Source organism: Pseudomonas sp. Ost2 (genome assembly GCF_018326065.1).
GTDB lineage: Bacteria > Pseudomonadota > Gammaproteobacteria > Pseudomonadales > Pseudomonadaceae > Aquipseudomonas > Aquipseudomonas gingeri.
Map to the genome: position 1 here is coordinate 3,466,699 of NZ_AP021904.1, position 12,173 is coordinate 3,478,871.

A 12,173-nucleotide genomic window follows, 5' to 3' on the forward strand; every position below is an offset into this window, starting at 1 on the left:
CATAAAACCAACAAGAATTGTGGAGACAGAATATTCATGAACACCAAGATCCGTTTCGCTTCGCTGGCGTTTTCGCTGTCACTGCCCCTGATGTTCGCCAGTGGCGCGGCCATGGCCGACCTGAAGATCGGTGTCAGCATGTCGCAGTTCGACGACACCTGGCTGACCTACCTGCGCGAGAACATGGACAAGAAGGCCAAGTCGATGCCCGATGGCGTCAAGTTGCAGTTCGAAGACGCCCGCAGCGACGTGGTCAAGCAGTTGAGCCAGGTGGAAAGCTTCATCAGCCAGAAGGTCGACGCCATTGTCGTCAACCCGGTGGATACCGCCGCCACGAAGAAAATCACCGAGGCCGCGGTCAAGGCCGGTATCCCGCTGGTCTACGTCAACCGCCGTCCCGATGACCTGAACCTGCCCAAGGGCGTGGTCACCGTCGCTTCCAACGACCTCGAGGCCGGCCAGATGCAGATGCAGTACCTGGCCGACAAGCTGGGCGGCAAGGGCGATATCGTGATCCTGCTGGGCGACCTGGCCAACAATTCCACCACCAACCGCACCAAGGGCGTCAAGGAGGTCCTGGCCAAGTACCCGAACATCAAGATCGACCAGGAGCAGACCGGCACCTGGTTGCGCGACAAGGGCATGACCCTGACCAATGACTGGCTGACCCAGGGCCGCAAGTTCGATGCGGTGGTCGCCAACAACGATGAAATGGCCATCGGCGCGTCCATGGCTTTGAACCAGGCCGGGGTGAAGAAGGGCACTGTGCTGATCGCCGGGGTCGATGGCACGCCGGATGGCTTGCGGGCCGTGGAGAAAGGCGATATGACCGTCTCGGTATTCCAGGATGCCAAGGGCCAGGCCGATGGTTCCATCGACACCGCGGTGAAGATGATCAAGAAGGAGCCGGTCGAAGCCGCGGTCTGGGTACCGTACAAGTTGATCACCCCGCAGAACGTCAAGGATTTCAAATAGGCTGCGCTCCAATAACAACAAGCCGGCAGGGTGCCGATGGCGCCTTGCCCACCCCGAGCCGAGGAGTACCCGACCATGCTCGCCAGCGCGACTGCTGCGTCCACGCCACAGGCGTCCCTTGCGTCCTCCGTCGACACGCGCCTTGCCGACTCGCCCTACCTGCTGGAAGTGGTCAACGTCAGCAAGGGCTTTCCCGGTGTGATTGCCCTGTCCAATGTACAACTGCGGGTCCGTCCGGGCTCGGTCCTGGCGCTGATGGGCGAGAACGGCGCCGGCAAATCGACCCTGATGAAGATCATCGCCGGCATCTACCAGCCGGACGCCGGCGAGCTCCGCCTGCGGGGCAAGCCGGTGACCTTCGACAGCCCCCTGGCGGCGTTGCAGTCGGGAATTGCGATGATCCACCAGGAACTCAACCTGATGCCGCACATGAGCATCGCCGAGAACATCTGGATCGGTCGCGAGCAGCTCAACGGTTTCCACATGATCGATCACCGCGAGATGCACCGTTGCACTGCGCGGCTGCTCGAACGCTTGCGAATCAACCTCCACCCCGAGGAACTGGTGGGCAACCTGAGTATCGCCGAACGGCAGATGGTCGAGATCGCCAAGGCGGTGTCCTACGATTCGGATGTGCTGATCATGGATGAGCCCACCTCGGCCATCACCGAGAAGGAGGTCGCGCACCTGTTCTCGATCATCGCCGACCTCAAGGCCCAGGGTAAGGGCATCGTCTATATCACCCACAAGATGAACGAAGTCTTCAGCATCGCCGATGAAGTCGCGGTGTTTCGCGACGGCCAGTACATCGGCCTGCAACGGGCCGACAGCATGGATGGCGACAGCCTGATCTCGATGATGGTCGGGCGTGAGTTGAACCAGCTGTTCCCGGTTCGCGAGAAGCCCATCGGCGACTTGCTGCTGTCGGTGCGGGACCTGCGCCTGGACGGGGTCTTCCAGGGCGTGTCGTTCGACCTGCATGCCGGGGAAATCCTCGGGATCGCCGGGCTCATGGGCTCGGGACGGACCAATGTCGCGGAAACCCTGTTCGGCATCACCCCGGCCAGCGGCGGCGAGATCCGCCTGGACGGCAAGCCGCTGCGGGTCAGCGATCCGCACCTGGCGATCGAGAAGGGCTTTGCGCTGTTGACCGAGGACCGCAAGCTCAGCGGCCTGTTTCCCTGCCTGTCGGTACTGGAGAACATGGAAATGGCCGTGCTGCCGCACTACGTCGGCAACGGTTTCATCCAGCAGAAGGCCCTGCGCGCCCTGTGCGAGGACATGTGCAAGAAGCTGCGGGTCAAGACCCCGTCCCTGGAGCAGTGCATCGATACCCTATCCGGCGGCAACCAGCAGAAGGCCTTGCTCGCCCGCTGGCTGATGACCAACCCGCGGCTGCTGATCCTCGATGAGCCGACCCGTGGCATCGATGTCGGGGCCAAGGCCGAGATCTATCGCCTGATCGCCTACCTCGCCAGCGAAGGCATGGCGGTGATCATGATTTCTTCGGAACTGCCGGAAGTGCTGGGCATGAGCGACCGGGTGATGGTCATGCACGAAGGCGACCTGATGGGCACCCTGGACCGCGGCGAGGCCACGTCGGAGCGCGTGATGCAACTGGCGTCGGGGATCCCGGCGGTTCACTGACTATATCAAGGCGGGCGCCGCGTGCCGGCGCCTGTCGGTGGCAAGAGAGGATAAGCGGTCATGAGTGCAGTCCTGGAAAACAAACCGGCGGACAACAAGCCCGCCCTGGCACCGATCAAGCATCGTCGACGGTTGCCGACCGAATTGAGCATCTTCCTGGTGCTGATCGGTATCGGCCTGGTCTTCGAGCTGTTCGGCTGGATCGTTCGCGACCAGAGCTTCCTGATGAATTCCCAGCGCCTGGTGCTGATGATCCTGCAAGTGTCGGTGATCGGCCTGCTGGCCATCGGCGTGACCCAGGTCATCATCACCACTGGCATCGACCTGTCGTCCGGCTCGGTGCTGGCGTTGTCGGCGATGATTGCCGCCAGCCTGGCGCAGACCTCGGACTTTTCCCGGGCGGTGTTTCCTTCGCTGACCGACCTGCCGGTGTGGATACCGGTGGTGGCCGGGCTGGGGGTCGGGCTGCTGGCGGGGGCGATCAACGGCAGCATCATCGCCGTGACCGGGATCCCGCCCTTTATCGCGACCCTCGGCATGATGGTCTCGGCCCGTGGCCTGGCTCGCTACTACACCGAAGGGCAGCCGGTGAGCATGCTCTCGGACTCCTACACGGCGATCGGTCACGGGGCGATGCCGGTGATCATCTTCCTGGTGGTGGCGGTGATCTTCCATGTCGCCCTGCGCTACACCAAGTACGGCAAGTACACCTACGCCATCGGTGGCAACATGCAGGCGGCCCGCACCTCGGGGATCAACGTCAAGCGTCACTTGGTGATCGTCTACAGCATTGCCGGGCTGCTCGCCGGGCTGGCCGGCGTGGTGGCTTCGGCGCGGGCGGCGACCGGGCAGGCGGGGATGGGCATGTCCTATGAGCTGGACGCGATCGCGGCGGCGGTCATCGGCGGCACCAGCCTGGCCGGCGGGGTCGGGCGCATTACCGGCACGGTGATCGGTGCACTGATCCTCGGGGTCATGGCCAGCGGTTTTACCTTTGTCGGGGTCGATGCCTATATCCAGGACATCATCAAGGGCCTGATCATCGTCATCGCCGTGGTCATCGACCAATACCGCAACAAGCGCAAGCTCAAGCGCTGAGTCCTCAAGGAGAGGTTGGGGGAGAGGGGGCGGGAGAGGCGACCTTGTGGGAGTGGGCTTGCCCACGAAGGGGCCCGAGAGGCCTCCGAAAGCTTCGGGGGCAAGCCCCCTCCCACAAGGCTCAATATGGCGTTGCGGACGGTCCCATTCCCTCCGGTTTTGCCGTTTGTCCCCTGAATGCGGGCACAGAACGGAATTTCTTGTTATAAACACACTCCGATACGCGCCCATGGGAAGGGCGCCAGGGCGCTTGCCCGGGGCTATCGGACGATTTTGCTGTCATTTCAGTTGCTGACTCGATAACTCGGCCTTAGACTGCCGCCCCTCGTAAATTGAGTGCCGGGTGGCGCTTGGAATGGACGGCGCCTTTCTGTGCATCCCCTCAGGTGTGCAGGACGCTCCCTAATTCGCCTTAATGCACGTATTTTCTATAGAGAAATCAATGACAAAGGAAAAGTTGCTGGCCATGCCGGCGGACGACTACATGAACGCCGAGCAACTGGCTTTCTTCACCGAGCTGCTGCAGGCAATGAAAGTCGAAACCCACGAGCGTATCGAGCAGAACCGTATTGCCATCGAAAGCCTCGATACTCCGGCAGACCCGGCCGACGCCGCGTCCGTTGAAGAAGAGCGCACCTGGCTGGTGAATGCGATTGACCGCGACCAGCGCATGCTGCCGCAACTGGAACAGGCCCTGGACCGCATTCGCGAAGACTCCTTCGGCTGGTGTGACGACAGTGGCGATCCGATCGGCCTCAAGCGCCTGTTGATCAGCCCGACCACCAAGTACTGCATCGAAGCCCAAGAGCGCCACGAGCAGATCGACAAGCACCAGCGCCAGGCCTGATCCTGCCCTTGTCGATGGATCGGTCCCACGCCCCGCGTGGGGCCGATCGTTGAACCTCTCCTGATATCCCCCCCGTGTGCCCCCGGCCTTCTCGATCTCCTGCCGATTACAACTAACGGACCATGGCTAATGGCCTTGTAGTGGCGTTTAATGCAGGAAAACAACTAGAAGCTGAAAGTGGGTAACGCACATGTCTGGAGAAGGAATTCTGTCCGGGGTCTCGGCGCAATCGGAAGCGCAGTCGCAGTCCCCCTCGCGTTGGTTGATACCGCTGATACAAAGTGTCGGGCTGGCGTTGCTGCTGGCGGCCATGAGCTATGCCGGCTGGCCCCTGGTCGCCTGCCTGCCGCTGGCGCTGCTGCTGGTCTGGCTGCCACGGTTCAAGGTGCGCCAGGCGCCGGTTGCCGCCGGCCCCGACAACAGCGCGTTGAGCGAGCTGACCCGGGATCTGTCCTACGCGACCAGTCATAACGCCTTGTCCGCCGCCGGGGTGGCCTTTGCGGTCAAGCAACTGGCCGGCAAGCTGCAGTCGCAACTCGGCGCCGCGGCGCAGATCGTCAGCAGCGCCGAAGTGATGATCGACACCGAACAAGCCACTTCGCTGCTCAGCCAGCAAGCGCTCGGCTCTGCCAGCGAAGCGCGCCAGAGCAGTGCCGAAGGTCACGCGGTGCTGTCGGAGTCGATCAGCCGCATGCACCAGCTCAGCCAGCGCGCCAGCGCCAGCCGGGAGCTGATCGAAGCCCTGAGCCTGCGCAGCGAGGAAATCCAGCGAGTGACCCTGGTGATCCAGGCGATCGCCAGCCAGACCAACCTGCTGGCACTCAATGCCGCCATCGAGGCCGCGCGCGCCGGGGAACATGGCCGTGGCTTTGCCGTGGTCGCCGATGAGGTCCGTGGCCTGGCCGGCCGTACCGCGACAGCCACCGACGAGGTCGGGGTGATGGTCGCCGATATCCAGCAACGCACCGCCCAGGTGGTGGAGCAGATCCGGCAACTGTCCATGGACCTCGACGGCGGCGTCGAGCAGGTCGAACATACCGGCCAGCACCTGGAAAATATTGCCCGCCTGGCGGCCGGTGTCGAAAGCCAGGTCAGCGAAATCGCCCGTGGCGCGCAGAACAATCGCGAGCAACTGGGCAGCCTGTTTACCGCGGTGGAGCAGATGCGCAGCGACCTGGCGGTCAGCGACCAGCAGACCCGCAGCCTCGCCGAAGCGGCCGTGCAGATGGAAGGGCAGGCGGAAACCATCAGCGAGCGCCTGGCCGAAGTCGGCCTGGACGACTATCACCAGCGTGTCTATGACCTGGCTCGCGAAGGCGCCGGGCAGATCGCCGCGCGCTTCGAGGCGGATATCGAACAGAACCGGGTCAGTCTCGACGATCTGTTCGACCGCAACTATCAGGCGATCGCCAACACCTCGCCGCCGAAATTCCAGACCCGCTTCGACCGCTACACCGACCAGGTGCTGCCGGCGATCCAGGAGCCGCTGCTGAGCCGTCACGAGGGCCTGGTGTTTGCCATTGCCTGCACGCCCCAGGGGTACGTGCCCACCCACAACCAGGCGTTTTCCCAGCCGTTGACGGGTGATGTGGCGAAGGACACCCTGCAGAACCGCACCAAGCGCAAGTTCGATGACCGCACCGGCATTCGCTGTGGCAGCCACCAGCAACCGGTGCTGTTGCAGACCTATACCCGCGATACCGGCGAACTGATGCATGACCTGTCGGTGCCGATCATGGTCAAGGGCCGGCACTGGGGTGGCCTGCGCCTGGGCTACAAGCCGGAAAGCGCACCCCAGGGCGCACGCCGGCGCTGATGGGCGGCGTCCGGGCATTGGATCAGGCATTGGACCGGGCGCCGGCGTTACGGGCCAGGCGCAGTGCCCCAGGTGGGCTTCAGGCGGTAATGTTGACGATCCCGGAAAGGATTTTTTCCGCCATGAACAGGGCGGTGCTGGTGCTGCTCAATGCGCTGTTGAGGGCCATGACCTCGGCACGGGCCGGCAAGGCTGCCGCATTGCGTGCCGCCTCGCTGCGATAACGACCATTCTTGATCGCGGCCAGGCGGGCATTGGCCATGCGCAGTTTCTGCTGCAATTGCTCGAGTTGTCTCTTGAGCTGCTTGATGCGGTTCTTCGCCGCCAGTTCGTTGCCGGCCATGCTCTGGCCGACCAGCGATGGGCTGGAGTCGCTGTCCGGATCTTCACCCAGCAGGGTGCGGATGGAAAGGGCGCTATCCGAAGCATCGGTCTCATCACTTCGGCTGGTCAGCGCGGGCATTGGCACCGAGAGTGAATTCAGGTTGATCATGGTCGATGGCCTTGAATGAATTCTTGCCAGTGTATCGGCGCCGTTACCTTATCCTTGAGCCGTGTCCCTGGCGCGATGCTCAGTTGTTCAGCGCGCCGCCATCGACAGCGGCCTTCAATGCCCTGGCGGCCTCCCTGGCAGCGCTGGCGGCCAGTTCGGAGGTCTTGAACCAGCGATCCTTTTCGACCTGATGGTGGGTGAGGGTGGTCAGTGGCGGCTTGGCCCGCATGACGATGACTGCCTGGAACTCGCCTTCGATCTCTCTGGCTTCGCCCCGGATGAAAAACTCGCCGATATCAAATTCCGTCACGTATGGCCTTCCCTTGGAGGTGGTTCTGCTGCTAAAAACGTGCGGTGCGCGCGCGTGAACGGAAGTCGTTCGTGTTGTGCGCGCAGTATGGCAGTTGTTGCCGCCGGACGGGCTGTCATCGACAGGTCACGCCGTGAAGGGCCGGCAAGGCCGGGTTTCTTCCCCGCAACTTGAGCGGGTAAAGGCCAAACCCGACAGCGATCAGTACTTTTTGTCTTGTCTGATACCCGATGGCGGTGGTTTGATTAGCCGTGACGGGCCGACGTGTTCTAGAATCGGCCAGTGCCCCGGCATTTGTTTCATTCGGGGTGTTTTTTCAACTTGCACGTCGGAAACTACGCTTTTTCAGGAAGGGGTTCCCCGTAACTTCCCTGTCTCACTTCCTGGAGTCAGTGATACACGGTGTTTTCCTTCACGCTCTGGTGATTGTTCGCAGAAGTCATGGGGTTTTGGATCCTTTAGTCTTCCTGTGTTCCCCCGAGGCGTCTGCGCGAGGCCGGCTTGCAGTCATCAGGGTTTTCAGTGAGTCATCGTCGGCAGTCGCCGAATGTCTTGTGCTGCCCGGTCCCTGGCGGGGCGGCTTCATTTTTGGGTTTGAGGGTTTTTCGTTGGCAGTCAGCAATCTCGATATGCATGCGTTGTTTGTACTGGGCGATCTGCGGGCCAAACTGGTCAAGCAGTTCCAATCACGTTTTGTCTACATCACCGAACAAACCGCCGAAGGCATCTATATCGCCGAAATCGACACCGAAGCCGCATTGGTCGTCGATGACAAGCAGCGTCTTGAACTGAAAGTCGGCGACCACTTCCGGGCGGCGGTATTGCCCAGCCGCGAAGGCGGGAAGTTCGATATCAAGTTTCGTGAAATCAAGCTGACGGTCTATGGCCTGGGCGACTATGCCTATGTCACCACGGAACTGGGGCACGCGATCCTGTTCAAGGAAGGCCATACCGTCGTCATGGTCTTCGCCGCCCACGAACAGTTGCAGGAAGGCCTGACCAAGACCCTCAAGGATGTGACCAAGAAGGCCGCGAAGTGGCGCAAGGGCGAGTTGACCTTCAAGGCCAGCGAGTAAGTCATGAGTGTCGGCAGGGTCCTGCTAGAGTTGCAGTAACTTCATACGCGGGGCGTGGAATAAATCATCACTCGCCGAGCCTGGAACCTCTACTAAAGTCTGTTGACTGATTATTCAGAGACTTTCGGCTCTCCGTCGAAAGGTATCCAGCGACTGAGGTAGACCCATGAAAGGATTTCGCGCGCGGCTGGCCGGCGCCCTGGCTGTATTCTGCGTCACTATCGCGCCGCTGCCGGCCCAGGCCGCGCCGTCGCCGATCCATTTTGCCGACTTGAACTGGGAAAGCGGCAGCCTGATTACCGAACTGCTGCGCTATATCGTCGAGAACGGCTATGGGTTGCCGACGGATATGCTGCCGGGCACCACCGTGACCCTGGAGACCGCCCTGGCGAAAAACGACATCCAGGTGATCGGCGAGGAGTGGGCCGGGCGTAGCCCTGTCTGGGTCAAGGCCGAGGCGGCAGGCGAAGTGATGGCGGTGGGCGATACCGTCAAGGGCGCCACCGAGGGCTGGTGGGTGCCGGAGTATGTGATCAAGGGCGATCCCGCGCGGGGGATCAAGCCCCTGGCGCCGGACCTGCGCAGTGTCGCAGACCTCAAGCGCTACAAGGACGTGTTCCAGGATCCCGAGTCGCCTGACAAGGGGCGTTTCCTCAACAGCCCGATCGGCTGGACCTCCGAGATCGTCAACAAGCAGAAGCTCAAGGCCTATGGCCTGAGCGACAGCTATGTGAACTTTCGCAGCGGTTCCGGCGCGGCGCTGGATGCCGAGATCACCTCGTCGATTCGTCGTGGCAAGCCGATCCTGTTCTATTACTGGTCGCCGACGCCGTTGCTGGGCAAGTTCAAGCTGGTGCAGTTGCAGGAGCCGGCGTTTGACGCCGAGGCCTGGAAGACCCTGACCGATGCCGACAACCCCAATCCCCAGCCGACCCGTTCCCTGGCTTCGAAGCTGAGTATTGGCGTATCGACGCCGTTCAAGGCGCAGCATCCGCAAGTGGTGGCATTCTTTGCCAAGGTCGACCTGCCGATCGATCTCCTCAACCAGGCGCTGGCAAAGATGAGTGACGAGCGCCAACCGCCCGCCCAGGTGGCCCGGACCTTTCTCAAGGAGCATCCGCAGGTCTGGCAGGCCTGGGTGCCCAAGGATGTGGCCGACAAGGTCAGTAGCAGTTTGCAGTAAGCGAGCGTTCCCATGCTCTGCGTAGAAACGCCTCCCGGGACGCTCCGCGTCCACTCTTGTGACGCAGAGCTGGGGAACGATCAGCGTCCGTGATTCAGAACCGCGTCTGCACCGCCAGCTCGAAGGTCCTTGGCGCCCCCAGGTAATACGCCGGGGAGACGTGGGCGAACTCGGCGTAGGTCTGGTTGGTCAGGTTGCGTACCCGGCCGGTCACCGAGGTGTGGCTATCGACCTTGTAGCTCAGGAACGTGCCATACAGGGTGTACGCCGGGACCCACTGGGTGTTGGCGCTGTCGGCATACACCGAGGCGACGTAACGGGCATCGACGCCACCTTGCCAGCGCGGATCGAAATCATAGGTCAGCCACAGGTTGGCGACCCGCGCCGGCACGTTGGTGGGCGTATTGCCCTTGCGTGAGACCACGACCCCGGCGGCGTTCTTCTCGTTGAACTCATCGTATTGCGCATCGACCCAGGCGAAGTTGCCTTCGGCCAGCAGCTTCGACGTGATCTTCAGCGAACTGGCCAACTCGATGCCCTTCGAGGATTGCTGTCCCACTGGCAGGGTGTTGGTCGGATCCAGCGGGTCGGTGATGGCGAAGTCCTTGCGCTCGATCCGGTAGGCGGCGACGGTGGCCGAGCCGCGCCCCTGCAGATAATTGAACTTGCTGCCCACCTCCCATTGCTTGCCAGTGGACACCTCGAAGTTCTGCGTGCCGCTGGGCTGCTCGGCGGCGGTGCTGTACTGCGCGTAGACATTGGCCGAGGGGATGAACTGCCAGGTCAGGCCGGCCCGCCCGGTGATCGGTTCCCAGCTGCGCTTGAGGTGGCGCGGGTTGCTCGCGGTCACCTGGCGATGATTGGTCACGTCCAGGTCGATCGCGTCGTAGCGCAGCCCCGTCAGCAGGGCCAGCTTGTCGGTCAGCATCAGCTGGTTTTCGACGAACAGGGCGCGGGTGGTGACTTCGTTGGTCTTGTCGCTGACAAAGCCCGGGCGGGTACCGGGGATGTCATAGAAATGCCCGGGATCGAAGTTGTCCGGGTCCACCGTGCTCGCTCCCGTGACGTTGAGGGGGTGGTTGGTGGTGCTGTTGACCCGGTACTCGAAGCCGCCGGCCCAGCGGCTGTCCAGGCCCAGCAGGGTGGACTGGTGACGCACCTCGAACTGGTTGCCATCCTGCGTGCCGGAATGGCGCACCAGGTAGGCGGTGGAGCGGTTTACCGCGGTATTGCCGGCGTTGTACTGGTAGGTTTCCAGATCGCGGTAATCGCGCTCGGTATCCAGGTGATAGAGGGTGTTGTGCAGGCTGGTGCTGTCATTGATGCGGTAGTCGATGATCGAGCGCAGCCAGCGTGTGCGTTGCACGTACTGGCCGTCGGCGACGTTGTAATTGTTGAAGCGGTTGTGGTTGTCGATCTTCAGCTCGCCGACCTTGGGATTGAGCACCGGTGTGCCCCAGTACGGGCTGTCGACCACTTCGTCCTGGTACTCCAGGGCCAGGGTATGGGAAAGGTCCGGCGTGAGGTCGCTGAGCAGGGAAAACGCCGCGCTCCAGGCATCGCGCTGGTTGCGGTCGATATAGCCGTTGCTGGCGTTGTGGCTGACATCCAGCCGGGCATAGTGCTGCACGTCCGCGCCCGGAGCGTTCAGGGCATGGTTGAAGCCGAAGGACGTTTCACTCGTATCGTTGCTGCCATAGCTGATCCGCCCCTCGGCGGCCTGTTCCTGGCGGTCGGCCAGCTTGGTGATGTAGTTCAGCGAGCCGCCGACGGAGCCGGCGCCATTGAGCAGCGAAGAGGGGCCGCCGACCAGTTCCACCCGGTCATAGATCCAGGCATCCACCGGCCGCGCCAGGCCGGTCGGGACCACGATGCCGTTGAACATCTGGCTGACCTGGCCGCTGGTAAAACCCCGGTAGGAAACAAAGCCGCCGAAGCCGAGCGGGGCACTGGCGTTGACCCCCGGCAGGCTGTTGGCCGCGTCCTGGAAGTTGCGGGCGCCGTGGCGTTCGATGCTGTCGCGGTTGGCGACGCTGACCGAGGCCGGGGTTTCCCGCAGGCTCAGGCCCAGGCGCGAGCCGGTGCCGAGTGGAGCATCGAGGTCCAGGCCGGGGTCGGCGAGGTGTTCGCCTTCGATGGTGACGGGAGCGAGCTCAAGCGCATCTTGCGCCGAGGCCGTGGCGGACAGGCAGCCGAGCAGGCCCGCGAGCAGGGAGAGATGGTTCATGGTGCAATCCTGAAGTCATGGCGAATATCCAGCGCACGCCGATACGACACGGTTGGGCGTCGGGCGGGTGGGCTGATCGGGACAGGCGGAATGACTCAGGCGAGCGGTGGCGCGCGCGGATTGGCCGAGGGCCAGGTGAAACGGGTGGGAATCTGCTCGTTGGCGACCCGGGTCAGGGGCGGGCTGTGCTGTTCCGGGAGAATCGCCAGGGTCAGGCTGGAGTTGAGCGCCGGTCCCATGCCGCCGCTGGAGCACAGCGGGCAGCCGAAGGCCTTGGCCAGGGTCGGCAACTGCTCATCGGTGGAACTGCCGGAGAGCGGCGCCTGGGTGCGCGGGTCGATGGAGCAGAACTGGCCGCCGATGCCATTGAGCTGCTGGCCGACCATCTGTCCGTGACCGATGCTGCAGGCGAACACATTGAACAGGACGCAGCAATAAAGCATCCAGGCAATGAGTGAGCGATCGGTACGGGCGAGTTTCATGGCGGCGGACTCTATCAGG

11 protein-coding genes are annotated in these 12,173 nt (G+C 62.7%); 7 read left to right on the top strand and 4 right to left on the bottom strand.

From position 1 onward, the window contains the following. The first annotated feature begins 36 nt into the window (after window positions 1-36). From KI243_RS15365 to KI243_RS15385, 5 genes are all read left to right on the top strand, one after another. On the top strand, window positions 37-975 hold the full coding sequence (locus KI243_RS15365; RefSeq protein ID WP_017127304.1) for a sugar ABC transporter substrate-binding protein: 939 nt from the start codon (window positions 37-39) through the stop codon (window positions 973-975). A 75-nt stretch (window positions 976-1,050) separates the two neighbouring features. After that, window positions 1,051-2,622 carry a sugar ABC transporter ATP-binding protein gene (locus KI243_RS15370; protein ID WP_017127303.1) on the top strand — a complete coding sequence of 524 codons (1,572 nt, stop codon included), beginning with the start codon at window positions 1,051-1,053 and terminating at the stop codon, window positions 2,620-2,622. 60 nt (window positions 2,623-2,682) lie between these two features. Beyond that, window positions 2,683-3,720 carry an ABC transporter permease gene (locus KI243_RS15375; RefSeq protein WP_178990168.1) on the top strand — a complete coding sequence of 346 codons (1,038 nt, stop codon included), beginning with the start codon at window positions 2,683-2,685 and terminating at the stop codon, window positions 3,718-3,720. Between the two features lie 442 nt (window positions 3,721-4,162). Beyond that, window positions 4,163-4,567, top strand: a complete 405-nt coding sequence (locus KI243_RS15380; protein WP_017127301.1) for a TraR/DksA family transcriptional regulator — start codon at window positions 4,163-4,165, stop codon at window positions 4,565-4,567. A gap of 190 nt (window positions 4,568-4,757) precedes the next feature. Continuing rightward, a complete protein-coding gene (locus KI243_RS15385; RefSeq protein WP_017127300.1) occupies window positions 4,758-6,383 on the top strand; it encodes a methyl-accepting chemotaxis protein in 1,626 nt (541 codons plus the stop codon). Between the two features lie 79 nt (window positions 6,384-6,462). On the opposite strand, the gene KI243_RS15390 is transcribed toward KI243_RS15385, so the two are convergent. Both KI243_RS15390 and KI243_RS15395 read right to left on the bottom strand, forming a co-directional pair. Beyond that, the gene (locus tag KI243_RS15390) at window positions 6,463-6,876 is read right to left on the bottom strand and encodes a hypothetical protein (protein ID WP_017127299.1); all 414 of its coding nucleotides are present in this window, start codon (window positions 6,874-6,876) and stop codon (window positions 6,463-6,465) included. Window positions 6,877-6,955: 79 nt separating this feature from the next. Then, window positions 6,956-7,186 carry a hypothetical protein gene (locus KI243_RS15395; protein ID WP_017127298.1) on the bottom strand — a complete coding sequence of 77 codons (231 nt, stop codon included), beginning with the start codon at window positions 7,184-7,186 and terminating at the stop codon, window positions 6,956-6,958. A 629-nt stretch (window positions 7,187-7,815) separates the two neighbouring features. On the opposite strand from KI243_RS15395, the gene KI243_RS15400 reads away from it, so the two are divergent. Further along, the gene (locus KI243_RS15400; protein ID WP_042935967.1) at window positions 7,816-8,262 is read left to right on the top strand and encodes a hypothetical protein; all 447 of its coding nucleotides are present in this window, start codon (window positions 7,816-7,818) and stop codon (window positions 8,260-8,262) included. Between the two features lie 166 nt (window positions 8,263-8,428). Further along, a complete protein-coding gene (locus KI243_RS15405) occupies window positions 8,429-9,445 on the top strand; it encodes an ABC transporter substrate-binding protein (RefSeq protein ID WP_017127296.1) in 1,017 nt (338 codons plus the stop codon). Between the two features lie 94 nt (window positions 9,446-9,539). Here KI243_RS15405 and KI243_RS15410 read toward each other — a convergent pair whose 3' ends face one another. Together KI243_RS15410 and KI243_RS15415 are read right to left on the bottom strand one after the other, a co-directional pair. After that, a complete protein-coding gene (locus tag KI243_RS15410) occupies window positions 9,540-11,672 on the bottom strand; it encodes a TonB-dependent receptor (protein WP_017127295.1) in 2,133 nt (710 codons plus the stop codon). 95 nt (window positions 11,673-11,767) lie between these two features. Further along, window positions 11,768-12,154: a DUF2946 domain-containing protein gene (locus KI243_RS15415; protein ID WP_017127294.1), complete on the bottom strand. Its 387-nt coding sequence runs from the start codon at window positions 12,152-12,154 to the stop codon at window positions 11,768-11,770. Window positions 12,155-12,173 lie beyond the last annotated feature (19 nt).